General features: G+C 66.5%; 25 protein-coding genes. 16 read left to right on the top strand and 9 right to left on the bottom strand.

Translation table 11 applies throughout. From position 1 onward, the window contains the following. Nucleotide 1: 1 nt before the first annotated feature. Both aroC and aroA read right to left on the bottom strand, forming a co-directional pair. Nucleotides 2–1,228: a chorismate synthase gene (aroC, locus tag ACAH01_RS07360; protein ID WP_372480721.1), complete on the bottom strand. Its 1,227-nt coding sequence runs from the start codon at nucleotides 1,226–1,228 to the stop codon at nucleotides 2–4. 242 nt (nucleotides 1,229–1,470) lie between these two features. Continuing rightward, nucleotides 1,471–2,763, bottom strand: a complete 1,293-nt coding sequence (gene aroA, locus ACAH01_RS07355; RefSeq protein ID WP_372480720.1) for a 3-phosphoshikimate 1-carboxyvinyltransferase — start codon at nucleotides 2,761–2,763, stop codon at nucleotides 1,471–1,473. Between the two features lie 84 nt (nucleotides 2,764–2,847). Between aroA and ACAH01_RS07350 the strand changes: the two genes are divergently transcribed. The 3 genes from ACAH01_RS07350 to ACAH01_RS07340 all read left to right on the top strand — a co-directional run bounded on the left by ACAH01_RS07350 (nucleotide 2,848) and on the right by ACAH01_RS07340 (nucleotide 4,816). Next, complete coding sequence (locus ACAH01_RS07350; protein ID WP_372480719.1) at nucleotides 2,848–4,023, top strand: M24 family metallopeptidase; 1,176 nt, start codon at nucleotides 2,848–2,850, stop codon at nucleotides 4,021–4,023. Between the two features lie 232 nt (nucleotides 4,024–4,255). Beyond that, nucleotides 4,256–4,474 (top strand): hypothetical protein, encoded by a 219-nt coding sequence (locus tag ACAH01_RS07345; RefSeq protein ID WP_170094599.1) that lies wholly within the window; start codon nucleotides 4,256–4,258, stop codon nucleotides 4,472–4,474. A 132-nt stretch (nucleotides 4,475–4,606) separates the two neighbouring features. Then, entirely contained in the window at nucleotides 4,607–4,816 is a 210-nt protein-coding gene (locus ACAH01_RS07340; RefSeq protein ID WP_015763592.1) for a ribbon-helix-helix domain-containing protein, read from the top strand. Here the strand turns inward: ACAH01_RS07340 and ACAH01_RS07335 are convergent, their stop codons facing one another. Both ACAH01_RS07335 and ACAH01_RS07330 read right to left on the bottom strand, forming a co-directional pair. Next, nucleotides 4,817–5,227, bottom strand: a complete 411-nt coding sequence (locus ACAH01_RS07335; RefSeq protein WP_170094600.1) for a hypothetical protein — start codon at nucleotides 5,225–5,227, stop codon at nucleotides 4,817–4,819. It abuts the gene before it with no gap. Nucleotides 5,228–5,268: 41 nt separating this feature from the next. Next, nucleotides 5,269–5,943 (bottom strand): hypothetical protein, encoded by a 675-nt coding sequence (locus tag ACAH01_RS07330; RefSeq protein ID WP_372480718.1) that lies wholly within the window; start codon nucleotides 5,941–5,943, stop codon nucleotides 5,269–5,271. Between the two features lie 163 nt (nucleotides 5,944–6,106). Between ACAH01_RS07330 and ACAH01_RS07325 the strand changes: the two genes are divergently transcribed. Further along, entirely contained in the window at nucleotides 6,107–6,793 is a 687-nt protein-coding gene (locus tag ACAH01_RS07325; RefSeq protein ID WP_372480717.1) for a VOC family protein, read from the top strand. Nucleotides 6,794–6,857: 64 nt separating this feature from the next. On the opposite strand, the gene ACAH01_RS07320 is transcribed toward ACAH01_RS07325, so the two are convergent. Continuing rightward, on the bottom strand, nucleotides 6,858–7,160 hold the full coding sequence (locus ACAH01_RS07320; RefSeq protein ID WP_153553715.1) for a DUF5779 family protein: 303 nt from the start codon (nucleotides 7,158–7,160) through the stop codon (nucleotides 6,858–6,860). 392 nt (nucleotides 7,161–7,552) lie between these two features. Here ACAH01_RS07320 and ACAH01_RS07315 point away from each other — a divergent pair, with 392 nt between their 5' ends. The 11 genes from ACAH01_RS07315 to pfkB all read left to right on the top strand — a co-directional run bounded on the left by ACAH01_RS07315 (nucleotide 7,553) and on the right by pfkB (nucleotide 18,390). After that, entirely contained in the window at nucleotides 7,553–8,737 is a 1,185-nt protein-coding gene (locus ACAH01_RS07315; protein WP_194286989.1) for a LeuA family protein, read from the top strand. A 348-nt stretch (nucleotides 8,738–9,085) separates the two neighbouring features. Then, nucleotides 9,086–10,846, top strand: a complete 1,761-nt coding sequence (ilvB, locus tag ACAH01_RS07310) for a biosynthetic-type acetolactate synthase large subunit (protein ID WP_372480716.1) — start codon at nucleotides 9,086–9,088, stop codon at nucleotides 10,844–10,846. Nucleotides 10,847–10,854: 8 nt separating this feature from the next. Further along, nucleotides 10,855–11,442: an acetolactate synthase small subunit gene (ilvN, locus tag ACAH01_RS07305; protein ID WP_170094604.1), complete on the top strand. Its 588-nt coding sequence runs from the start codon at nucleotides 10,855–10,857 to the stop codon at nucleotides 11,440–11,442. Beyond that, nucleotides 11,435–12,469: a ketol-acid reductoisomerase gene (gene ilvC / locus ACAH01_RS07300; protein ID WP_153553719.1), complete on the top strand. Its 1,035-nt coding sequence runs from the start codon at nucleotides 11,435–11,437 to the stop codon at nucleotides 12,467–12,469. The genes ilvN and ilvC overlap by 8 nt, the downstream gene beginning before the upstream one ends. Before the next feature lies 1 nt (nucleotide 12,470). Then, on the top strand, nucleotides 12,471–12,695 hold the full coding sequence (locus ACAH01_RS07295) for a hypothetical protein (RefSeq protein WP_153553720.1): 225 nt from the start codon (nucleotides 12,471–12,473) through the stop codon (nucleotides 12,693–12,695). Further along, complete coding sequence (gene leuC / locus ACAH01_RS07290; RefSeq protein WP_372480715.1) at nucleotides 12,692–14,113, top strand: 3-isopropylmalate dehydratase large subunit; 1,422 nt, start codon at nucleotides 12,692–12,694, stop codon at nucleotides 14,111–14,113. The genes ACAH01_RS07295 and leuC overlap by 4 nt, the downstream gene beginning before the upstream one ends. Next, nucleotides 14,110–14,751, top strand: a complete 642-nt coding sequence (gene leuD, locus ACAH01_RS07285; protein WP_372480714.1) for a 3-isopropylmalate dehydratase small subunit — start codon at nucleotides 14,110–14,112, stop codon at nucleotides 14,749–14,751. The genes leuC and leuD overlap by 4 nt, the downstream gene beginning before the upstream one ends. A 180-nt stretch (nucleotides 14,752–14,931) precedes the next feature. Further along, nucleotides 14,932–15,573, top strand: coding sequence for a hypothetical protein (locus ACAH01_RS07280; RefSeq protein ID WP_372480713.1), 642 nt, complete (start codon nucleotides 14,932–14,934; stop codon nucleotides 15,571–15,573). Between the two features lie 92 nt (nucleotides 15,574–15,665). Beyond that, the gene (locus ACAH01_RS07275) at nucleotides 15,666–16,646 is read left to right on the top strand and encodes an isocitrate/isopropylmalate dehydrogenase family protein (RefSeq protein WP_170094609.1); all 981 of its coding nucleotides are present in this window, start codon (nucleotides 15,666–15,668) and stop codon (nucleotides 16,644–16,646) included. Nucleotides 16,647–16,720: 74 nt separating this feature from the next. Then, nucleotides 16,721–17,485, top strand: a complete 765-nt coding sequence (gene glpR / locus ACAH01_RS07270) for an HTH-type transcriptional regulator GlpR (protein ID WP_170094610.1) — start codon at nucleotides 16,721–16,723, stop codon at nucleotides 17,483–17,485. After that, nucleotides 17,482–18,390, top strand: coding sequence for a 1-phosphofructokinase (gene pfkB, locus ACAH01_RS07265; protein ID WP_372480712.1), 909 nt, complete (start codon nucleotides 17,482–17,484; stop codon nucleotides 18,388–18,390). Before glpR ends, pfkB begins: the two co-directional genes overlap by 4 nt. On the opposite strand, the gene ACAH01_RS07260 is transcribed toward pfkB, so the two are convergent. The 3 genes from ACAH01_RS07260 to ACAH01_RS07250 all read right to left on the bottom strand — a co-directional run bounded on the left by ACAH01_RS07260 (nucleotide 18,387) and on the right by ACAH01_RS07250 (nucleotide 20,885). Beyond that, nucleotides 18,387–19,505 (bottom strand): PfkB family carbohydrate kinase, encoded by a 1,119-nt coding sequence (locus ACAH01_RS07260; RefSeq protein WP_372480711.1) that lies wholly within the window; start codon nucleotides 19,503–19,505, stop codon nucleotides 18,387–18,389. The genes pfkB and ACAH01_RS07260 overlap by 4 nt on opposite strands. 24 nt (nucleotides 19,506–19,529) lie before the next feature. After that, nucleotides 19,530–20,312 carry a class I fructose-bisphosphate aldolase gene (locus ACAH01_RS07255; protein ID WP_170094613.1) on the bottom strand — a complete coding sequence of 261 codons (783 nt, stop codon included), beginning with the start codon at nucleotides 20,310–20,312 and terminating at the stop codon, nucleotides 19,530–19,532. 126 nt (nucleotides 20,313–20,438) lie between these two features. Beyond that, nucleotides 20,439–20,885, bottom strand: coding sequence for a DUF5799 family protein (locus ACAH01_RS07250; protein ID WP_170094614.1), 447 nt, complete (start codon nucleotides 20,883–20,885; stop codon nucleotides 20,439–20,441). Between the two features lie 122 nt (nucleotides 20,886–21,007). Here ACAH01_RS07250 and ACAH01_RS07245 point away from each other — a divergent pair, with 122 nt between their 5' ends. After that, nucleotides 21,008–22,291: an FIST signal transduction protein gene (locus ACAH01_RS07245; RefSeq protein WP_372480710.1), complete on the top strand. Its 1,284-nt coding sequence runs from the start codon at nucleotides 21,008–21,010 to the stop codon at nucleotides 22,289–22,291. 55 nt (nucleotides 22,292–22,346) lie between these two features. On the opposite strand, the gene ACAH01_RS07240 is transcribed toward ACAH01_RS07245, so the two are convergent. Further along, nucleotides 22,347–22,745 (bottom strand): OsmC family protein, encoded by a 399-nt coding sequence (locus ACAH01_RS07240; RefSeq protein WP_170094616.1) that lies wholly within the window; start codon nucleotides 22,743–22,745, stop codon nucleotides 22,347–22,349. Nucleotides 22,746–22,886 lie beyond the last annotated feature (141 nt).

Genomic DNA, 22,886 nt, shown 5'->3' with positions numbered 1-22,886 from the left:
GTTAGTCCTCGTCGACGGTGGTCGCGTGCGTGTCGGCGTCGTCGGGATCGTTCTGGGGGCTCGACGGGTGGTAGTCGGTGTCGTACTCGCCGGGCCGGTCGTCGAGTCGGTCCGGGTTGATCCGGCCACCGAGCAGCATGAAGTCGAGCACCGTGCAGTACAGCATCGCTTCGACGACGGGGACCGCCCGCGGCGGGAGGACGGGATCGTGTCGGCCCGTCACCGTGATCTCCTTTCGCTCGCCGGTCTCCCAGTCGACGGTCTCCTGGGTCTTCGGGAACGAGACCGGCGCGTGCCAGGTGACCTCGCCGTAGATCGGGTCGCCGGTCGTGATCCCGCCCTGGATGCCGCCGTGGTCGTTGCCGACCGGTGTCGGGTCGCCGCTCGCGTTGTCCGAGGCTGTCGCCTCGCTATCGTCGAACTCCCAGTCTTCCGTGTACTCGGATCCGGTCGCCGTCCGCGCGTCGCGTCCGATCCCGAGTTCGAAGTCCGTCACCGCGGGGATCGAGTACATCGCCTGTCCGAGGCGTGCGGGTATCGAATCGAACCGCGGCGCACCGAGGCCCCGCGGAACGCCGCGACACTCGAAGTAGATCGCCCCACCGATCGAGTCGCCCTCTTTCTGGTACTCGTCCGCGAGGTCGCGCATCTCCTCGGCGGCGTCGGGATCGCCACAGCGGACCTCGTTGTCCTCGCTGTGTTCGAGCATCTCCTCCCAGGTCACGTCGTCGGCGACGACGTCGCCGATCTGGCAGACGTGGGCCTTGATCTGTACGTCGTGGTCGGACTGTGCGAGGACCTGCTTGGCGACGCCGCCGGCAGCGACCCAGTTGACCGTCTCGCGGGCCGACGACCGGCCGCCACCGCCCCAGTTGCGCGTGCCGAACTTCGCCGAGTAGGTGTAGTCGCCGTGAGAGGGCCGCGGTGCCGTGATGAAGGGCTCGTACTTCCCCGAGCGGGCGTCTTTGTTCTGTATGACCATCCCGATCGGCGTGCCCGTCGTGTAGCCGTCCTGCAGGCCGGACTTGATCGACACCTTGTCGGGCTCGCCCCGCGAGGTCGTGATCATCGACTGGCCGGGCTTGCGCCGGTCGAGGTCCGTCTGGATCTCCTCTTCGGACAGTTCGACGCCCGCCGGCACACCCGAGACCGTACAACCCATCGCTTCCCCGTGGCTCTCGCCGAAGGTGGTCAGCCGGAAGAGCCGGCCGAACTCGTTCCCGTTCATTACGTACTGGGTTGGGTTGGGGGCATTTCAACCTTACAGTCGGCGTACGAAGGTCGACGTCGGACGACGGAGCCACCGGCGGCCGTGCGTCGACCGTTCGTCGCGCGAGCGGACGGCACAGAGACGCGCGATCGATCGGAACGCGACGACAATGATCCGTCTCATACTGCCGGCTGTCACTTCGTGACGAGCTTCGCCACCCCGGGATGGCGAAATCGGTCACAGATGTACAGCCGGTCGTATCAGTACCGGACGGCCGCGCCGATGTCGTCGAGTACGTCGAAGAAGTCGGGGAAGGACACGTCGACGTGTTCGATGCCGTCGACGGTCGTCGTCCCGTCGGCGACGAGACCGGCGATCGACAGCGCCATGATGATCCGGTGGTCGGCGCGCCCGTCGACCGTCGCCCCCTGGAGGTCGCTCTCGCCGCCGTGGATCGTCAGCGTCTCCTGGCGCTCCTCGACGCTCGCGCCCATCTTCGTCAGCGCCTCGGCCATCGCGCTGACGCGGTCGGTCTCCTTGTAGCGGACGTGTTCGCAATCGACGATCCGCGTGGTCCCGTCGGCCGCCGCGCCCAGCGTCGCGATGGTGGGCAGGAGGTCCGGCGTGTCGGCGACGCTGACCTCGACGCCGGAGAGGGGTGCGCTCGTCACCTCGATCTCGCCGGCCTCGCGGTCCCAGTCGACGCCGGCACCCATCTCGCGGACGACGTCGACGATCGCCGTGTCGCCCTGCGCGCTCGGATACGCGGACGTGATCGTCAGTCCGTCCTCGCTGGCGAGTGCGCCCGCGGCCAGCAGGTAGGAGATCGAAGAGAAGTCGCCGGGGACGTGGTACTCGCCGTCGGTCGGCGCGTAGGACTGGCCGCCCGGGACCGCGAAGCCGTCCGGCGTCGCCTCGGCCTCGATCCCGAAGTCGGCCAGCACCTCCAGCGTGATGTCGACGTACGGCGCGCTCTTGAGTTCCGTTTCGAGATGCACGTCGATCCCCTCGTCGGTGACGGCACCCGCCATCAGGAGCGCGGTGATGTACTGCGAGGACACGTCGCCGGGAATCGACACCGCGCCGCCGTCGACGGCACCGCCGACGACCAGGGGGGCCTGGCCGTTCCCACGGGTGCTCTCGGCGCGTCCGTCGAGGTCTGCCGTGATGGCGTCTAGCAGCGGTCCCTGCGGCCGGGAGCGCAGCGACTCGTCACCGGTGAGGACGGTCAGCCCGTCGCCGAGGGCGGCCGTGGCGGTGACGAGCCGCGTCGTCGTGCCGCTGTTCGCACAGTCGATCACGTCGGCAGGCGTCTCCGGCCGCCCGTCGAAGCCAGTCACGTCGAGGACCGACTCTTCGTCACGTAGCGCGACGCTGCCGCCGAAGGCGGTGACCGCTCGCATCGTCGCCCTCGTGTCGGCGCTGACGAGCGGGTCGTGTACGACCGCGCCGTCGGCGTATCCCGCTGCGAGAATTGCCCGGTGCGTGTAACTCTTCGACGGCGGCGCTCGTGCCGTGCCACCGACCGTCGACGGACTGATTTCGGCGTTCACGTCCGGCCGGTCGGCTGGCCGGACCAAGAGCGTGTCTGTTTGCGCCCCGAGAGACTAATGAAGGTCGGGAACACACGACGGAACATGGATCCAGACTTCAGCGAACTGGACGCCGCCCTGGACGATCGTGATCTCGACGGCTACCTGATCGACGCCGACTCGACCGACTCCGATCAGTACTACCTCTCGGGGTTCGACGCGCCCGATCCCTTCCTGACGCTGTACGACGGCGAGGTTCACCTGCTCTTCTCCCGGAGCCTGGAGTACGGACGGGCGAAGAAGGAGGCCCGCGCCGACACCGTCGAGCGCCACGTCGACTTCGGGTACCAGCGCAAAGTCGAGGAGTACGGCCCACAGGAAGGCGTCAGCCGCGTGATCGCTGCGTTCCTCGACGCCTACGACGTGGAGTCGGTCGCCGTACCGCCACGATTCCCCCTCTCGACGGCCGACAGACTGCGGGACCGCGGCGTGACCGTCGAGTCGGACGCCGAGAGTGTGATCACGGAGATCCGAGCGACCAAGACCGACGAAGAGATCGAACACATCGAGACCGCCCAGCGGGCCAACGAGGCGGCGATGGCCGCGGCCGAGGAACTGCTCCGGGAGAGTCGCACTGCGGCCAAAGGGCAGTTGCTCTACGACGGCGAGCGGGTCACGAGCGAGCGGATCAAAGAGGAGATCGAGGTGACGCTGTTGCGCCACGGCTGTGCGCTCGACGAGACGATCGTCGCCTGTGGGAGCGACGCCGCAGATCCCCACGACAGAGGGAGCGGGCCGCTGCGTGCCGGCGAGCCGATCATCGTCGACATCTTCCCACAGGACAAGGCGTCGAAGTACCACGCCGACATGACCCGGACGTTCGTCGTCGGCGAACCCGACGAGACGGTGGCCGAGTGGTACGAACTCACCGCCCGAGCCCACGCCGCCGCCCTCGACGCGATCGAGCCCGGTGCCACCGGTGCCGAGGTACATGACGCCGTCTGTGACGTGTACGAGGCGGCGGGCCAGCCGACGCTGCGCAGCGACGAGTCGACCGAGACGGGATTCATCCACAGCACCGGTCACGGCGTCGGGCTGGACGTTCACGAACTCCCGCGCGTCGCACCGAACGGCGGCGTCCTCGAACCCGGCCACGTCGTCACGGTCGAGCCGGGCCTGTACGATCCCGAGGTCGGTGGCGTCCGCATCGAGGACTTCGTCGTCGTCACCGAAGACGGCTACGAGAACCTCACTGAGTACCCCAAGGAACTGGTCGTCTGACACGGAGCGTCGTCGTTGCGCACCGGCAGGCGTCGCCACGGAGACACTCGCCGGGAAACCGCGGCAACGGTCCGTCTGAGGGTGGCACGTTCGGACTTCAGAATCAGTCATTAACTTTTATTAAGGTTCGGGGAAGAGGGTGATGTACCGATGAGCGTATCACTCCCGGCAGCCGCCGACAGCGACACACCGAACCGCACCACTCGAACGACACCCCCCTTCCAGACACACGATGGCAACCCGGATACAGACTGAGACGACGACCCGAACCGACGAACAGCACGCGACGACCGACCCCACTAGCGAAGACAGGTACACGCGCCCGTCCGACCACGCGACCGGTTCGAGGGCCGGCGAGTCCTGGACCGAGCGCTGTGGTGCGCCACGGACCTTCGACCCGACGAACCACGCCGAGATGGGCCAGTTCGACACGACCGCCGACCAGCGCTGACGCCGCCGTCCGCGCCAGGTTCCTCGCCCGGTCTGGCGAACGTCGTCGACCCGACAGTCTGTGGTACGAACGGCCGACACCGGCGAATCCAGAGCCCGCAACGACTATCCGCCAGCGCGGCAAAACGGAGGTATGTCCGATTACACCACGGTGTCGATCCCGAAAGACCTGGCCGACAGGGTCGAGGAGACGATCGAGGGGACGAGCTTCTCGTCGACGAGCGACCTCGTTCGCTTCATGCTCCGGAGCATCGTCATTCAGCACCAGCAGCAGGGCGAACTCACCGAAGCCGAGTTCCAGGACATCACCGAACAGCTGCAGGACCTGGGCTACATCGAGTAGCTATTCGAGCGCTTCTTCCGGCGGCGCGATGTCGAGGACGGTGAGTGGCAGCTCGTCGCCCCGGCGGTCGAACGCGGCGATCGAATCCTCGTCCCAGGGCGGGACCGCGACGAAGATCACTTCGTGGAGGTCGTCGGTTTTCGTCACTTCCAGACGGCCCTCGGGGTGTGAGACGAATCGGCCGTTGCTCTGGGCGACCGGCGTCCCCAGGTCGAAGCCGAAGACTGCACTGACGGAGTTGCCAGCGCTGGGCATGTAGAAGTGGGTGAAAACGTCGGTCGCCGGGTCCAGATCGGCCTCCGGAAGGTCGCCGGCCGGCGTGACCGAGACGGCGACGGTCACGGAGTCCGGATCGGCGTCACGGCCCATGCGGAGCAGCGACTCGACGAGGCCACGCGTCGCGTAGATCACGATCGTGTTTCGACACGAACGTTCATAGTTCCGTCGTCGCCCTACCCGAAGATGAACTCTCTGGCGGTCTTTGCGTACAGCGACGGGGCCCGCGTCCGCGAACCGTCGAGCGCGTCCTGAACGGCCGCCGCCGCGTCCTCGTGGATCCCTGTGCCGTGGCCGACGAGGACTCGCTCGGGCGAGAGCCGGACGAGTTTCCGCGGTGGGAAGAGCCGCAACATCGGGTGGACGCCGAGCCGCTCGCCCCTGGCCCGGAAGTACGACGAGGTGCCGAGCGACTCCGGAACGACCAGCGTCTCCGTGTCGTCGCTGTACAGCGCCGCCTCCTTCCAGAAGCCGTTGTTCTTGAGCTCGTGCATTCGATAGCCCGTCTCGCCAAGCTCTCGCTCGATCAACTCGACGGGTGCCGGAAAGTCGTCGGCGATCTCGCGCATGAACGCCGGCACGTGGACCGCAACGTCGTGGCGGTTCGCGACTGCGGCGGCGTCTCGCTTGTGCCGATCCAGCAGGACGGCGACGCCCGCGACCTCTCCGTGTTCGGCCACGAGATCGTCCAGCCCGTCGAAGTCGATCGGATCGACGAGCCACACTTCGCCGTCGACCTCGATCGCGTGGCTCGCCCGCTGCATCGTCTCGTCGGGATAGGGCAGCCAACCGACGCCGTGTTCCCATCGATCGATCGCCTGCCAGTCCGTCGCGGAGCCAGATCCTTTCATCGTGACGATCGTAGGGGCAGGAAACACAAAAGCACGGCCCCACCGGACGGCAGTTCGCCACGGAGAGTGTGACAGCGGCGACAGAAACGGCTGAAGCGCGCTCGCCGTGGGTGCGCTCGGAGTCCGTCGCCAACGCCTTTGGGACGGACGACGTAGGACCCCCATGGTCGGTGCGCCCCGCCACCTGACGCTCGAAGTGAAGTACCTCGACCCGGCACGGGAGTTCTACGGGTCGGTGCTCGACCTCCCGGTTCGCGAAGACGGGGCCGACGAGGTCGGCTTCGGTGCGGGCGAGGCGACGCTCTGGATTCGGACGCCGGGAGCGGTCCCCCGTGGTGGCCTCCACACTCACTACGCGCTCTCGATCTCCAGAGCGGCCTCCGACGACTGGTACGAACGCCTCGACCGGCGACTGACGGTCGAAGAACACCGGTTCGGCGACGACCGTTCGCTGTACTGCTACGACCCGGACGGCAACTGTGTCGAACTCGCAGAGACCGTCGACACCGGTGACGGTGTGGTGGGACTGTTCGAGGTCGTGCTCGAAGTCGAGGCGCTCGATACTGCCGTCGAGTTCTACCGGACGCTCGGCTTCGAGGTGGTCGATCGCGGCGACCAGCGCCGTCGGGTCCGGTTGACGACGGGTTCGGTCGACCTCGAACTGTGGGAGCCCCAGCTCGGGCTGGCCGACGCCCGCGGCGGCGTCCACGTCGACTGGGGTATCGAAGCGGCCGCTCCGCGAACGGCCGCAGAACGGGTCCGGGAGACCGCACGCTCCGTCGAACACGTCGACGGCGGCAGTCGGCTCCGCGATCCGGACGGTCACTCCCTCACGCTGTTCGAGCCGTAGTCCCGAGAAACGTCGTCGGCCCGGACCGAGCGCCCCAGTCGGCGGTCGACTCCGACCGACCGGCTCACTCCAGCCGGTCGGTGTCGATCGTGACACCGGGCGGCGTGACGATCAGGAACCCACGGAAGTGGACGAGTTCCCCGCCCGTCTCCTTCACGTCGCGCGCGAAGCCAGCGGCCAGCTCGTTCAGGTCGCCGTCGACGTTCAAGACGAGGACGGCACCGCCGTGAATCGTCTCAAGCCACTCGTCCGGGCCGGTCGAGCCGTCCAGAACGCCCAGCACGATTCGATCGCTCCCGTCCCCGCCCTCGTCGGTGTCCATCTGATCTTCGACGGCCTGCAGGTCGAGCCCCTCGAACTCACTCATGCTCTGTCTCTGGGAGCCGAGTGAAAAAAAGCCTCCTCTCGCCGTCGCCGGTGGGACGTGCGCAGTTGCTCCCGTCGTCCGGGCCGTCACCGACGGCTCCGTCATACGACCGGCTGTAACTCTGTGACCGATTTCGCCACCCCGGGGTGGCGAAGCTCGTCGCGAAGTGACAGCCGGCAGTATCAGGCGTACCTGTCGAGGGAGTGATCGCTCTCGGAGAGTGCTACGGTACAGTGTGACACGGGCGGCCTGTGTCGAGCGATTCGACGACTGTCGAGGGCGACGAGAGACGTATCACTCAAAAGAGGTATGGACAGGTTTAAATAGACAGAGCGTCCCGTATCAGACGATTATGTCCAACAACATAGAGGGCACGTCGGAATCTCCGGCGGATCGAGTTCTTCCAGGGCACACTGGATTCCACTTCTGAGATTACAGAAGCACGTATTTTCGACACGACGCTACGTGACGGCGAGCAGTCGCCACGCACGTCGTTTAGTTACGAAGACAAACGAGAGATTGCAGCGATCCTAGACGACATGGGGACCCACGTCATCGAGGCGGGGTTCCCGGTCAACTCCGACGCGGAGTTCGAGGCCGTCCGAGACATCACCGAGGCCAGTTCGGTGACGGTCTGTGGGCTGGCTCGCGTCGTCGAGAAAGACATCGAGGCGGCACTGGACGCCGGTGTTGACCTGGTCCACACGTTCGTCTCGACCAGCGACGTACAGCTACAGGACTCCATGCACGCGACTCGACAGGAGGCACTCGACAGCGCCATCGAGTCCGTCGAGCGCGTCAAGGAGGCCGGCGTCGAGTGCATGTTCTCGCCGATGGACGCCACGCGCACGGACGAGGACTTCCTCGTCGACGTGATCGAGGGCGTCTCCGAGGCGGGGACCGACTGGATCAACATTCCCGACACCTGCGGCGTCGCCACGCCCCGTCGGTTCTACGACCTCATCGAGATGGTCGACGCGGAGACTGAGGCCCGCATCGACGTCCACACCCACGACGACTTCGGGCTGGCGTCGGCGAATGCCATCTCGGGCTACGAGGCCGGGGCGGCCCAGGCACAGGTCAGCGTCAACGGCATCGGCGAACGCGCCGGGAACGCGGCCTACGAAGAGGTCGTGATGGCACTGGAGAGCCTGTACGACGTGGAGACGGGGATCGACACGACCCGGATCACCGAACTCTCCGCGATCATCGAGGAGAAGTCGGGCATCGACGTCCCCGCGAACAAACCGGTGGTGGGTGCGAACGCGTTCTCACACGAGAGCGGGATCCACGCCGCGGGCGTGATCGAGAACTCCGACACGTTCGAGCCCGGCGTCATGACTCCCGAGATGGTCGGGGCCAAGCGCCAGCTCGTGCTGGGCAAGCACACGGGCCAGCACTCGGTCCGCGAGCGTCTGGTCGACGCCGGCTACGACCCGACCGACGAACACGTTCGGGAAGTGACCCGGCGCGTCAAGGACTACGGCGCGGAGAAAAAGCGGGTCACGATGGAGGAACTGACTCGCTTCGCCGAGGACATCGGCGTCCCCGAGTCCCAAGAGGAGGTCCGGGCATAGCGATGCCTCCTCGACCGGTTCGCGACCGTCACAAGCGGCTGGTATCGGCCGGCCGACGCGTCCGGCGAGTCGTGGGTGCCGATGGCGCTCGACAGCACGTGTCACGGAACCCTTATTATCCGGCACGCACAGACACTCGACACGATGATGGCGCAGGCTGGTACCGGGGCTCGCTCCGCGGCCAGCCGCGCGGCCACGCTTCTCGGCGGTCGTATTGTAGGGGCTGTATAGCCCCTCCTACCACACTTCTCAGCGATCGTCGGACCGGTTTTCCACCAACGCAGGAGACTCCAGCAATGCATACACACACACGACCACGGTATCGAACAGGACAGCGAGGTGAGAGCGATGAGTGAACGAGCGTCGGTCCAGGCCGACGAGGCCGACGCCGACGAGGACGAGGCGGAGCAGGCCCCGGTCACGACCGGCGCACAGTCGGTCGTCAGGGCGCTGGAAAACGCGGGCGCGGAGTACGTCTTCGGTGTCCAGGGCGGCGCGATCATGCCCGTCTACGACGCACTGTACGACTCCGAGATCGACCACGTCACGATGGCCCACGAACAGGGCGCGTCCCACGCGGCGGACGCCTTCGGCATCGTCTCGGGCGAGCCCGGCGTCTGCTTTGCCACGTCTGGCCCCGGCGCGACGAACCTCGTCACCGGGCTGGCCGACGCCAACATGGACTCGGACCCGATGATCGCGCTGACCGGCCAGGTGCCGACGGACTTCGTCGGCAACGACGCCTTCCAGGAGACGGATACGGTCGGCATCACTCAGCCGGTCACCAAGCACAGCTACTTCGCCGACGACGCAGACACCGTCGGCACCGAGGTCGGCGAGGCCTGGGCGCTGGCAAACGAGGGACGGCAGGGACCGACGCTGGTCGACCTCCCCAAGGACATCACCAAAGGGGAGACGGAGATCGAGCCGGCCTCGCCGAAGAAGCCAGACACCTACGACGTGCCCGAAGAGGCCGACGACGAGAACGTCCAGGAGGCCGCCGACGCGCTGGCGGCCGCCCAGCGGCCGGTCGTCCTCGCGGGCGGCGGCGTCATCAAGGCCGACGCGGCCGACGCGCTGCGGGACTTCGCCTTCGAGTACGAGATCCCGGTCATCACGACGATGCCAGGGATCGGGAGCTTCCCGGAAGACCACGAGCTCTCGCTTGAGTGGGCTGGCATGCACGGCACCGGCTACGCCAACATGGCGATCACCAACACCGACTGCATGCTGGCGATCGGCACCCGCTTCGACGACCGACTGACGGGCGGGATCGACTCTTTCGCACCCGACGCCGACATCGTCCACGTCGACATCGACCCCGCAGAGATCAGCAAGAACGTCCACGCGGACTACCCGCTGATCGGCGACGCTCGGGCCACGCTCCGGCAGCTGTACGACGCGATGCCGTCCGCACCGGACGCCGACGAGTGGCGCGAGCAGTGCCAGGAGTGGAAAGCCGAGTACCCGATGGACTACGAGACGCCCGACGACGAACCGCTGAAGCCACAGTACGTCGTCGAGCGGTTCAGCGAGCTGACGCCGGACGACACGATCGTCTGTACCGGCGTCGGCCAGCACCAGATGTGGGCCTCCCAGTTCTGGGAGTTCACCGAACCCCGCACCTGGGTCTCCAGTCACGGACTGGGGACGATGGGGTACGGCGCGCCCGCCGCCATCGGCGCGAAGCTGGCCGCACCCGACCAGGAGGTCGTCTGCTTCGACGGTGACGGCTCCTTCCTGATGACCGTCCAGGAGCTCTCGGTCGCCGTCCGCGAGAACCTCGACATCACCTACGTCGTCCTCAACAACGAGGCCGTCGGGATGGTCCGCCAGTGGCAGGACGCCTTCCACGAGGGTCGTCGGATGGCCTCCGAGTACCCGTGGATCCCCGAGTTCGACAAGCTCGCCGAGGCCTTCGGCGCGCGGGGCTTCCGGCTGGAGGAGTACGACGACGTCGAGGAGACGATCCAGGCGGCACGCGAGTACGACGGCCCCTCGGTCGTCGACGCGATCATCGACCCCGCAGAGAACGTCTATCCGATGGTTCCCAGCGGCGGGGACAACGGACTGTTCGCACTGAACGAGCGACATCTGGAGCAACTATGACCGGTGGTATGCCAGGGCCGGCCCCGGACGAGCGGATGCGTCCGGACGGGCGGCGCAACACGCAGGGTATTCGCATCGACCCCGAGGCGGAGGTCACACACGAGCCACGCGAGGCCGTCCTCTCCGCACTCGTGAAACACGAGCCCGGCGTCCTCTCGGAGGTGTCGAGCCTCTTCAGCCGCCGGCAGTTCAACATCGAGAGCCTGACCGTCGGCCCGACTCACGACGACGGGGTGGCCCGGATGACGATCGTCATCGAGGAACCCCAGCCCGGCATCGAGCAGGCGAAAAAGCAACTGCGCAAGCTCGTGCCGACGATCTCGGTGACGGAACTGGACCAGCAGAACACGCGCCGCGAACTCGCGCTGATCAAGGTCAGCGGCGAGAAGCCAGACGACGTCAACGCCGTCGCGGACATGTACGGCGGGCAGGCGGTCGACGTGACCGCCGAATCGGTCACCGTCGAGTTGACCGGCAGCAAGCAGAAGATCGACGCCGCCGTCGGCGCGTTCGAGCAGTTCGACGTGCAGGAAGTCGTGCGGACCGGAACCGCAGCACTTGAAAGAGGGGCCGACACACTGGAGAACGATGACTGACAAACTCACGACCGACGTTTACTACGACGAAGACGTAGACGCATCGCACATCGAAGACAAGACCGTCGCGATCCTCGGCTACGGCAGCCAGGGCCACGCACAGGCACAGAACCTCGACGACAGCGGCGTCGACGTGGTGGTCGGCCTGCGAGAGTCCTCGTCCTCCCGGACCGAGGCGGAAGCCGACGGACTGCGAGTCGAGACGCCCGCGGCCGCCGCCAGCGAGGCCGACATCGTCGTCATGCTGGTCCCAGACACGGTCCAGCCCGACGTGTACGAGACCATCGAGGACGGCCTCGACGCGGGTGACACGCTCCAGTTCGCACACGGGTTCAACATCCACTACGGCCAGATCGAGCCCGCCGCGGACGTGGACGTGACGATGGTCGCGCCCAAGTCCCCCGGCCACCTCGTGCGCCGCACGTACAAGCGCGACGAGGGGACGCCGGGCCTGATCGCCGTCGAGCAGGACGCGACCGGCGACGCCAAGCAGGAGGCACTCGCCTACGCCCAGGCTGTCGGCTGCGCGCGAGCCGGCGTCATCGAGACGACCTTCCAGGAAGAAGTCGAGACCGACCTGTTCGGCGAGCAGGCCGTCCTCTGTGGCGGCGTCACCGACCTCGTGAAGGCCGGCTTCGAGACGCTCGTCGACGCGGGCTACGCCCCCGAGATGGCCTACTTCGAGTGTCTGAACGAACTCAAACTCATCGTCGATCTGATGTACGAAGGCGGCCACATGGGGATGTGGAACTCCGTCTCCGACACCGCCGAGTACGGCGGTCTCACGCGCGGTGAGTCGGTGATCGACCGCGAGGGCATGGAAGAGATCCTCGAAGAGGTCCAGAACGGCGAGTTCGCTCGCGAGTGGATCTCGGAGAACCAGGCCAACCGGCCGGCCTACAAGCAGTACCGTTCGGCAGAACAGAACCACCAGATCGAACGCGTCGGCGCGGACCTGCGCGAACTGTTCGCGTGGGACGGCGAGGACGCCGACGCCGACGCTGCGGAAGCACCAGCAGACGACTGACATGAGCAACATGCACGACGTGGATCACACGCATCCACACACGGACGAATCGTTCGGCGGCGCGTTCCGTCGCGGCCCGACAGTGGTCGCCGACGGCGGCGAGCGGCCGACGGAGACAGAGGAGGCGGAGACCGACACCATGGACGACGTGGACCACGAGTCTCCCACTGAAGGGACGACCCGCGTCTTCGAGCGCGGCACAGAGGGACGGACGGATTCCGTATGAGCCAGAACACACTGTACGACAAGGTCTGGGACCGGCACAAAGTCACGACCCTGCCCAACGGGCAGGACCAGCTGTTCGTCGGGCTCCACCTCATCCACGAGGTCACGAGTCCCCAGGCGTTCGGGATGCTCAAAGAGCGCGGCCTCGAAGTCGCGCGGCCGGACCTGACCCACGCGACGGTCGACCACATCGTCCCGACCGGGAACCAGGATCGGCCCTACGCCGAAGACGCGGCCGAGAACATGATGGCCGAGCTAGAGGAGAACGTCCGCGACGCAGGCATCCAGTTCTCCGATCCGACGACGGGCGATCAGGGGATCGTCCACGTCATCGGGCCGGAGCAGGGGATCACCCAGCCCGGCAAGACCATCGTCTGTGGCGACAGCCACACCTCGACACACGGTGCGTTCGGCGCGCTCGCGTTCGGGATCGGCACGAGCCAGATCCGGGACGTGCTGGCGACCCAGACCATCGCGATGGAGAAACAGAAGGTCCGGAAGATCCAGGTCGACGGCGAACTCGGCGAGGGCGTCGAGGCCAAGGACATCATCCTGGAGATTATCCGCCGGCTCGGCACCGAGGGCGGCGTCGGCTACGTCTACGAGTACGCCGGTGAGGCCATCGAGAACCTCGGCATGGAAGGCCGGATGTCCATCTGTAACATGTCCATCGAGGGCGGTGCCCGTGCGGGCTACGTCAACCCCGACGAGACCACCTACGAGTGGATGAAAGAGACGGACTACTTCCAGGACGACCCCGAGAAGTTCGACGAGCTAAAGCCCTACTGGGAGTCGATCCGCAGCGACGACGACGCCGAGTACGACGACGTGGTCCACATCGACGCCTCGGAGCTCGACCCCGTCGTGACGTGGGGGACCACCCCCGGCCAGGGCATCGGCATCCACGACCCGATCCCGGCCCCCGAAGAGCTGGCCGACGGCAAGCAGGACACGGCGCGACGCGCGCAGGAACACATGCGCGTCGAACCCGGCGAGACCATGGAAGGCTACGATATCGACGTAGCCTTCCTGGGCTCGTGTACCAACGCCCGCCTGCCAGACCTGCGTCGGGCCGCCCGCATCGTCGAGGGTCGCGAGGTCGCAGACGACGTTCGCGCGATGGTCGTCCCCGGCAGCCAGCGCGTCCAGAAGACAGCCGAGGAGGAGGGCCTGAAGGACATCTTCGAGGCGGCCGGCTTCGACTGGCGCAACGCCGGCTGTTCGATGTGTCTGGGCATGAACGAGGACCAGCTGGAGGGCGACGAGGCCTGTGCGTCCTCGTCGAACCGGAACTTCGTCGGCCGCCAGGGGAGCAAGGACGGCCGGACCGTCCTGATGAACCCCCGGATGGTCGCCGCCGCGGCGATCACCGGCGAGGTGTCTGACGTGCGCGAACTGGAGGAGGTGACCACCGCATGACGGGAACGGAAGACATCCCCTCCGTCGACTACGTCGACGGCACCGGCGTTCCGATTCGGGGCAACGACATCGACACGGACCAGATCATCCCGGCGCGGTTCATGAAGGTCGTCACCTTCGACGGGCTGGGCGAGTTCGCCTTCTTCGACCTGCGCTTCGACGACGACGACAACCAGAAAGACCACCCGTTCAACGAAGACCGCTTCCAGGACGCGAACGTGCTGGTGGTCAACGACAACTTCGGCTGTGGCTCCTCGCGCGAGCACGCGCCCCAGGCCCTGATGCGCTGGGGAATCGACGCCATCATCGGCGAGGGTTTCGCCGAAATCTTCGCCGGCAACTGCCTGGCACTCGGCATCCCGACCGTGACCGCGGATCACGAGACCATCGACGCGCTCCAGCAGTGGGTCGACGACAATCCGGACGGCGAGATCGAGGTCGACGTGGCGGCCGAGACCGTTACCTACGGTGGCGACGAGATCGGCGTCAGCGTGGACGACGCACAGCGACAGGCCCTCGTCGAGGGGATCTGGGACACGACCGCGCTGATGAAGTCCAACGAGCAAGCGATCGCAGCGACCGCCGACTCGCTGCCCTACGTCGACCAGACCCGAGACGAGATCCACTCCGACGACTGAGACAGTCAGCTGTGAATCGGTGACGGATTTCGCCACGTGGGGTGGCGAAGATCTTCACGAAGTGACAGCCGGCAGTACGAGCGGCCACGACCAACGCTGCAGCGCTTTTTCGGCTTCAGACGCCGACGGAGCGTCGGTAACGAGCGGTTAACAAACCGAAGTCGGCGTCTGCCATCGGTCATGGCCACGCACGAACGCGGTGAGCGACCGTCGCTTGAGGGGTGGATGACGACCGTGCGCGCCGTCTCGATACTCGCGTGTACCTTCGTCGAGACGGCGGCGCTCGTGGTCTGGCTGGCAGTCGTCCAGACCGCGGCGCTTTCGTCGGCGACGGCCCTCGTCGGCTGGGGCATCCTCGCGGTCGGACTCCTCGTCGAACGCATCCTGAAGGACCTGACGGCCAACGGCGTCGACCTCGCGGTGTCGACGGGGTCGCTGGTCGGTCTCACGCTCGCCGAAACGACGGTGTGGAATCTGTGGCTGGCGGTTGCCGAAGCCTCGATCGCGATCGAGGGGTTCGTGCTCGCGGCGACGGTCCTCGCCGTCTCGCTGGCCGTGGTGTACACGATCGAGGACAACGCACTCCGCGGCGTCGTCCCCCACTCGTCGTTGCTGGACTCCGGAACCGCCAGTGTCGGCGTCGTCACGGCCGTCGGGGCCACGGCCTGGCTGCTGTGTGAACTGCGACCGGCGACGGCCGCGCAGTGGCTCGGGACCGTCGGAATCGAGAGCGCCGACCCCGCCCTCGCGGGCCTCGGTGTGCTCGCGCTCGCGCTGTTCGTCACGCACAACGTCGGCGTCGCCTACGCACGCAGTTCGTAGACGGCGGCGGCGTTCATGTCCGTCGACCCCGCGTGCGAGGGCGGACGACCGGTATCGACACCCTCTTTTCGACGCCCGCGAGACGTACGCGCATGACTCACGAGATCGCAGTGATCCCCGGCGACGGGATCGGACAGGAGGTCACGCCCGCGGCCGTCGACGTACTGGACGCGCTCGACGTCGACTTCGAGTTCGTCGAGGGCGAGGCCGGCGACGCCGTGAAGGCCGAGACCGGCGAGGCACTGCCACAGGAGACCCGCGAGATCGCCGCCGACGCCGACGCGACGCTCTTTGGCGCGGCCGGCGAGACGGCCGCCGACGTAATCTTGCCGCTCCGGCAGGTCGTCGACTCCTTCGCGAACGTCCGCCCGGCGGTCTCATACCCCGGTCTGGACGCCGTACAGCCAGACACCGACCTCGTGTTCATCCGGGAGAACACGGAGGGCGTCTACAAGGGCATCGAGAGCGAGATCAGCGACGGCGTCACGACGTGTACGCGTGTGGTCACCGAGGACGCCTCCCGACAGATCGCCGACTTCGGCTTCGACTACGCCCGCAAGAACGACTACGACGACGTGACCATCGCCCACAAGGCAAACGTCATGCGCGAGACCGACGGCCTGTTCCTCGACACCGCCGAGGCTGTCGGAGCGGACCGCGGTGCGGACTACGACACCGCGCTGATGGACGCGCTGGCGATGCACCTGGTCATGCACCCCGAGGACTACGGCGTCGTGATCTGTCCGAATCTCGCCGGGGACATGCTGTCGGACCTCGCGGCCGGACTGGTCGGCGGTCTCGGCCTGCTCCCGAGCGCGAACGTCGGCGAGGACAACGCGCTGTTCGAACCGGTCCACGGCTCCGCGCCGGACATCGCGGGCGAGGGCGTCGCCAACCCCGCTGCGATGATCCTCTCGGCCGCGATGCTGCTCGATCATCTGGGCTACGAGGACGAGGGCGACCGCGTTCGGACGGCCGTCGAGGCGACGCTCGAAGAGGGGCCGAAGACGCCGGACCTCGGCGGCTCGGCCTCGACCGAGGCGGTCACCGAGGCCGTCGTCGACCGGCTCTAGATCACTCAGTTTCGAGCAAAAACGAACAGCAACGATAGAAAGTAGTAAGTCGCCCGGCCACGAACGCCGGTGTAATGCTGCCAGCCGAGCGCAAGCGGCGGATCGTCGAACTCGTCACGGAGCGTGACGGCTGTTCTGTCGCCCGACTCGCAACCGAACTCGACTTCTCGAAGGCGACGATCCGGCGCGACCTACAGGAACTCGAAGACGACGGCCGGATCGAGCGATCACACGGCGGTGCCGTCCCGGCGTCGTCCGTCGGACAGGAGCGTCCGTACGGCCAGCGCGAAGTCGACCGACTGGACGCCAAACAGGCCATCGCCGCCCGCGCCGTCGACCTGTTGCAGGACGCGCAGGTGGTGTCGTTCGACGCCGGGACGACGACGATGGCCGTCGCCCGCGCGCTGCCGAGCGAGGCCGACGTCGAGGCGGTGACGAACATGCCCGATCTGGCGACGACCCTGCTGGACAAAGGCATCGAGGTGACGGTGACCGGCGGGACGTTGCGCCGCCGGACCCGGGCGCTGGTCGGCCCGACCGCCCAGCGGTTCCTCGACGACCATCACGTCGACCTGCTGTTCGTCGGGACGAACAGCCTCGACGCCACGACCGGGCTGACGACCCCCAACGAGGCCGAGGCCGCGGTCAAGTCCCGGTTCGTCGAGCAGGCCAGCCGCGTCGTGCTCGTCGCCGACAGCTCGAAGTTCGACGAGCAGTCGTTCGTCACCGTCGCCGACCTCGACGCGGTCGACACGCTGGTGACCGACCGCACACCGGACGGTGCGCTGGCCGACGCCCTCGACGAGGCCGGCGTGACCGTCCTGGAGGCAGACACGTGATCCTCACTGTCACCTACAACCCCGCCGTCGACCAGACGGTCTCCTTCGACGAGCCACTGGCCAGCGAGACGGTCAACAGAGCGACCGACGCGCAGTTCGACGCCGGTGGCAAGGGGATCAACGTCTCGCAGTTCCTGGCCGCGATGGACACCGCCACCGTCGCCACCGGGCTCCTGGGTGGCTTTACCGGGACCTTCGTCACGGAGCAACTCGAAGCGGCCGACGTCCCCGCGGAGTTCGTCACCGTCGACGACCCGACGCGGCTCAACACGACCGCACTGGCCGCCGGAACCGAGTACAAGCTCAACCAGGCGGGTCCCGCCGTCGACGCGAGCGCCGTCGACGACCTCGTCGACCGCATCGCCGACCACGAGCCAGCCCGCGTGCTCGTCGGTGGCAGCCTCCCGCCGGGACTAGAGAGCGACGCCATCGACCGCATCGCGTCGTCCGGGCCGTGGCAGACGGCCGTGGACGTCGAAGGCGAGATCCTGCGGTCGCTGTCGGCCGACTACGCTCTGTGCAAGCCCAACCGCGAGGAGCTGGCCGCAGCCACCGAGACGACCGTCGAGACCGTCGAGGAGTGTGTGACGGCCGCCAGCGCGCTCAGAGAGCAGGGCTTCGAGCGCGTCGTCGCGTCGCTGGGGGCCGACGGAGCCGTCCTCGTCGGTCCCGACGGAGCCGTCCACGCCGAACCGCTGGCCGTCGACGTCGTGGACACGGTCGGTGCCGGCGACGCGCTGCTGTCGGGCGTGCTGGCGTCGCTCGAACGCGGAGAGCGTGACGAACTCGCGCTGGCGACGGGAGTTGCAGTCGCGTCGCGCGTAGTCGCACAGGCGGGGACTGGCGTTCCGGATCTCGACGGCGTCTTCGAGGATCGGGCCGCCGTCGAGACGCGACGGCTCTAGAACTTCGATTCGTACTCGTCGACGAACGCACGGACCGCCTCGAACGTCGGCGGTTCGCCGCTGCGCACGAACGCACCGGCGACGGCGTTGCCGACGACGACGGCACCGGCCGGATCGACACCGGCGACCAGTGCCAGCGCGAGGCCGGCGTTGAAGTGGTCGCCGGCACTCGTGGTCAGTTCCGGGTCGTCGACGGAGGGGACGGCCACGTCCGTGGTCCCGTCGGCCCCGGCGACCAGCGACCGGTCGACGCCGTGCGAGACGAACAGGCTGGCGTCGAAGGTCTCGCGGAGCGTGCGAGCCTTCGCTGCGAGCGATTGCTCGCTGCCGTCGCCGTAGGTCTCTGCGAGGAGCTGGGTCTCTGCGCGGTTGGCCGAGACGACGACGCGCGTCTGGGCCGCGAGGCGACCGATGGCCCCCGTCCCGCCGTCGAGGCGCTCGGCGTCGAGCTTCCGCACGTCACCGGGATCGACGAGCACCGTCTCGGGCGGCTCGTCGATGTCGTCCCAGAGCCCGGCGATCCCGTCGAGTACGTCCGGCAGGTCGGGCGTCTCCGCCCAGTAGCCGGTGCCAAGCAGGGCCGCGCCGTCGAGTCGATCACGGAGGCGTTCTCGATCGAACTGGTCCGTGAGAAACGACCAGTCCAGGTCCATCGTCGTCCCGTTCTCGATGAGCATAAGCTTGCCGTCGTCGAACTCGACGGCGTCCGTGTAGCCCGGTTGGCCCAGCGAGTGGAGTTCGCAGTCGGCGAACTCGTCGGCGAACACGTCACGCACCGGCTGGCCGTACATCCCGATCATCACCGGATCGAAGCCCCAACTGCCGAAGGCCCGAGCGAGGTGACTCGTGTGGCCGCCGGTCCGGGTCCCTCGCTGGAGCCACTCGAAGGAGAGGGAGCTGTCGGCCGCGACGGAGTCGTGGACGCGATCGCCAAAGCCCGCCAGCGTGTCCAGTCGGTCGTAGTCGTCGGGATCGTGGCGATCTGCGACGACCTCGCGGACGCGATCGACGTACCCGTCGAAGCCGAAGACGACTCGCTCGCTCGGGACCGTCTCCGGGAGCTGTGCCCGTGCAACGGCGACGGCGGCCTCGGTCTCGTCGTCGAACGAACTCATAGTTGTACTCACTCTTCCCGTCCCTTAGAGTACGTCGTCTGCACTCGCACCCTCGAAGACGACCCGTTCGAGTTTGTCGAGAATGTCGTACGGGTCCGCGCGTTGCCAGACGTTGCGGCCGACCGCGAGCCCGGAGACGCCGGCGTCGAGACAGCCCTCGACGAGTTCGAGGAACTCGCGGTCGGAGGTCTTCGAACCGCCAGAGAGGAGGACGCCGGTGTCGCCGGCCGCGTCGACGGCGTGGGCCATAGCCTCCGGACTGCGTGGATACTTGACCTTCACGAAGTCACCGCCGAGTTCGAGGCCGATGCGGGCGGCGTAGGCGATCACGTCCCGGCTCCGGTGCTCCTTGATCGCCTGTCCGCGCGGGTACGACCACATCGCGATCGGGAGGTCGTGGTCGCGTGCCCGCTCCTGGACCGGCCGGAAGTCCTCGAACATCCGCGGCTCGTCGTTGACTCCGGGGTAGACGGTGTATCCGACGGCGTCAGCACCCAGTTCGGCGGCGTAATCCACCGACCAGTTCTGCGGTGCGTACGGTTCGCCCATCCAGAGATCCGAACCGCCGTTGAGCTTCGCCAGCAGATTCACCTCGTCGTCGTAGCTGGGATAGTACGTCTCCGTCAGTCCCTTGCCGACGGCCAGAGCGGTGACGGCGTCGTGAGTCGCCATCTCGAAGACCTCGGTCGGATCGAGACGCTCCTCGACGCCGTCGAACTGTTTTGGCCCGTGTTCGAGCCCGTGATCGTGTGCGAGGACGATCGTCTTGCCGTTGCGGACGAGCGGCGAGTCGTCGCTGACGTGCATGCACGCTCGTACGAAAAACGATCACAAAGCGTTTTCGAATATGATCGTTTCGTATCGTTTCCGATCGTCCTCGGCCAGAGCGTCGCCACTGTCGGGAGTCACGGTCACGAAACGTCGCTCCGCGCGCTACGCGGCGCGGTCGCAGACCATACTCCAGCGCCCGTTCGTCTCTAGCTTCTCCTGGAGCAGTTCCGCGTACTCGGCCGCGAGTTCCTCGGCTTCCTCGATGCGGTCGTCGCCGCCACCGCCCCCACCGAGTCCCAGTGCGTCCTTGACGCCGCCCAGGAGCCCGCCGCCGGTGTCGCCGCTCGAATCACCGCCGCCCCCGCCGCCACCCATCGGCCCCTGCTTGGCGATCCGATCGAGTTCGGGCATGATCGTCGAGAGGTTCGACGTGTCGGCCACGATCTCCGCCGTCTCCGGATCTTCGGCTCCGTGGATCTCGAATTCGAGTGCCGTCATCACGAGGTTCCACTGCTGGTTCGAGAACGACGAGGCCTCGACGCGGTCGTTGAACTCGGTGTCGACCTTCATTCGCTCTGCGGCGATCGCGTTCGTCCAGTCGCTACTCATACACAGTTGTTCGCGAGCCGGGCGTATGAGCGTTTCCCGCCGGCGTCGTCGTGTCGTGTACCACGATGGCGTCTCCGCCAACTCCGTGACGCATAAGTCGTTCTTTCAGTTAGACAGAGTACATGGACACACAGGTCGGTACAGGGCAAGCAACGGGAGAGAGCGGTGACGCCGCCGGCATGGCGGCAGTACGTGAGGCCCTCGACAACATCGAGGCTGACAGCCCGGACTTCTGCCAAGTCTTCTGTTCGCCAGTCTACGACTACGATGCAGTCCTCTGGGGCATTCGAAGCATCGTCGGTTCGGACACCGAAATCATCGGCTGCTCGTCTTCCGGAGAGTTCACTGAAGCCGGCTCGAAGGCAGAGACTGTGACAGTTGGCATCGTCGCTTCCGATTCGATGGAGTTCTTCACCACGCTCTCGACGGGGCTGGGTGCCGATCATAAGCGCTGCCTGTTCGACGCGGTACACAATCTTCCGGAACCGGACGATCCAGAGATCGACCAGTACCCACACCGTGCGGTAATCAACCTCCACGACGGCATCGTCAGCATCGGAGACGAGATTACGAAGCTTACCGAACAGTATCTCGACGACGACCAGATTCCGATTGTTGGCGGCTCTGCTGGAGACGACCTTCGACTGGAGGAGACACACGTATTCTGTAACGGACAGGTCGAATCAGACGCCGTCGCGCTCGCGCTACTGGCCTCTGAAGATCCATTCGCGGTAACGGTCAACCACGGCCACGAACCGATCTCGGAACCGATGACCGTCACCCAGGCCGAAGGGAGCACGGTCCACAAACTCGACGGACGGCCGGCTTTCGAGGCCTGGCGGGATGCGATTCGGACAGACGCGAAAGAGTCGTACGGGATCGACGTCGACGACTTGGAGGCCGATTCCGAGGAGTTTCTGATGTTACTCGGCCGCTACGAGCTGGGTATCGAGTCAGAACCTGACGCAGACGCCCAGAGTATCGCGTCTCGGATCAGAGATTTCGTCGCGTCCGCGTTCATCTCGACGGAGGGATACAACATCCGGTGGCCGGGACAAACCACAGATACCGACGGCTCGCTCGGATTTACCGTAGACATTGCCGAAGGAACTGAGTTGCGTGTCACACACAGCAGCAAACCCGATCAAGTGTCGGCCGTCGAAACAGCCGCATCGAATGCCGTCGACGAACTCGGCGGCGATGCCGTCGCTGGCGGGTTCGTCTACGACTGTGCGTGTCGGGCGATGATTCTGGGCGACGACTTCGACGACGTAGTCGACGCGATCAGCCGTTCGATCGATGCACCGTTCGCTGGCTTCGAAACATACGGCGAAGTCTGCTCGGCAGACGAGGACTACACGGGCTATCACAACACCTCTGCAGTTGTGTTCTTGTTCCCAGAGTAACCAGCAGCTGCCGTCGTGCTATTGCCCACACATCAAAAAATAGTCTCCTCGGGGCTTAGAACGCGTCGTCGTGCAGCGTGATCTCGGCGTGGAGTTCGTCCTGAAGCGCCGAGTGAACGTGACAGATCTCCTCGCCGAGTTCGACGATCTCCTCGACGTCGTCGCCGAGGTCGGCCTCGACCTCGATCTCGAACGCGACCGCTTCGAGATCGTCGTCGTCGTCGAGGTCAGCAGCGACTTCGGCCTCGACAGCGCCGAGATCGTCGTAGCCGGTCTGGTCTGCGGCGACGCGCAGCGCCGGGATGTAACACGAGATGTAGTCCGCCGCCAGCACCTGGTTCGGAGACGGACCGTCCTCGCTCAGCGCGTCGACGACCAGTTCCCACTCGTCGTCGATGACGTTCGTGACCGTGTACCCTTCCTCACACGTACTGCTGACTTCGATATCTGCCATAGCACTCGTGGGGTCGGACGGCTCCGCCGTAAACGTTGTCGATCCGTAATACTGAGGGTTACACGAGCGAGGGAGAAAGCACCTCACAAAAACGAGGACCGCTCCTCACTTCGTTCGTCGCGCCGCTCGGCTTTTGGAGAC

Source organism: Halomicrobium sp. HM KBTZ05 (assembly GCF_041530035.1).
GTDB lineage: Archaea > Halobacteriota > Halobacteria > Halobacteriales > Haloarculaceae > Halomicrobium.
This window is presented reverse-complemented; position numbering and strand designations above follow the sequence as displayed.

Excerpts from the sequence above, each read along its gene's own strand:
- ACAH01_RS07260 (WP_372480711.1), bottom strand. The coding sequence starts at position 19,505 with ATGAGTTCGTTCGACGACGAGACCGAGGCCGCCGTCGCCGTTGCACGG.
- leuC (WP_372480715.1), top strand. The coding sequence starts at position 12,692 with ATGAGCCAGAACACACTGTACGACAAGGTCTGGGACCGGCACAAAGTC.
- ACAH01_RS07350 (WP_372480719.1), top strand. The coding sequence starts at position 2,848 with ATGGATCCAGACTTCAGCGAACTGGACGCCGCCCTGGACGATCGTGAT.
- ilvB (WP_372480716.1), top strand. The coding sequence starts at position 9,086 with ATGAGTGAACGAGCGTCGGTCCAGGCCGACGAGGCCGACGCCGACGAG.
- ACAH01_RS07340 (WP_015763592.1), top strand. The coding sequence starts at position 4,607 with ATGTCCGATTACACCACGGTGTCGATCCCGAAAGACCTGGCCGACAGG.
- glpR (WP_170094610.1), top strand. The coding sequence starts at position 16,721 with ATGCTGCCAGCCGAGCGCAAGCGGCGGATCGTCGAACTCGTCACGGAG.
- ilvN (WP_170094604.1), top strand. The coding sequence starts at position 10,855 with ATGCCAGGGCCGGCCCCGGACGAGCGGATGCGTCCGGACGGGCGGCGC.
- ACAH01_RS07240 (WP_170094616.1), bottom strand. The coding sequence starts at position 22,745 with ATGGCAGATATCGAAGTCAGCAGTACGTGTGAGGAAGGGTACACGGTC.
- ACAH01_RS07320 (WP_153553715.1), bottom strand. The coding sequence starts at position 7,160 with ATGAGTGAGTTCGAGGGGCTCGACCTGCAGGCCGTCGAAGATCAGATG.
- aroC (WP_372480721.1), bottom strand. The coding sequence starts at position 1,228 with ATGAACGGGAACGAGTTCGGCCGGCTCTTCCGGCTGACCACCTTCGGC.
- ACAH01_RS07330 (WP_372480718.1), bottom strand. The coding sequence starts at position 5,943 with ATGAAAGGATCTGGCTCCGCGACGGACTGGCAGGCGATCGATCGATGG.
- ACAH01_RS07280 (WP_372480713.1), top strand. The coding sequence starts at position 14,932 with ATGGCCACGCACGAACGCGGTGAGCGACCGTCGCTTGAGGGGTGGATG.
- ACAH01_RS07345 (WP_170094599.1), top strand. The coding sequence starts at position 4,256 with ATGGCAACCCGGATACAGACTGAGACGACGACCCGAACCGACGAACAG.
- ACAH01_RS07325 (WP_372480717.1), top strand. The coding sequence starts at position 6,107 with ATGGTCGGTGCGCCCCGCCACCTGACGCTCGAAGTGAAGTACCTCGAC.
- ACAH01_RS07245 (WP_372480710.1), top strand. The coding sequence starts at position 21,008 with ATGGACACACAGGTCGGTACAGGGCAAGCAACGGGAGAGAGCGGTGAC.
- ACAH01_RS07255 (WP_170094613.1), bottom strand. The coding sequence starts at position 20,312 with ATGCACGTCAGCGACGACTCGCCGCTCGTCCGCAACGGCAAGACGATC.
- ACAH01_RS07250 (WP_170094614.1), bottom strand. The coding sequence starts at position 20,885 with ATGAGTAGCGACTGGACGAACGCGATCGCCGCAGAGCGAATGAAGGTC.
- leuD (WP_372480714.1), top strand. The coding sequence starts at position 14,110 with ATGACGGGAACGGAAGACATCCCCTCCGTCGACTACGTCGACGGCACC.
- ACAH01_RS07295 (WP_153553720.1), top strand. The coding sequence starts at position 12,471 with ATGAGCAACATGCACGACGTGGATCACACGCATCCACACACGGACGAA.
- ilvC (WP_153553719.1), top strand. The coding sequence starts at position 11,435 with ATGACTGACAAACTCACGACCGACGTTTACTACGACGAAGACGTAGAC.
- ACAH01_RS07275 (WP_170094609.1), top strand. The coding sequence starts at position 15,666 with ATGACTCACGAGATCGCAGTGATCCCCGGCGACGGGATCGGACAGGAG.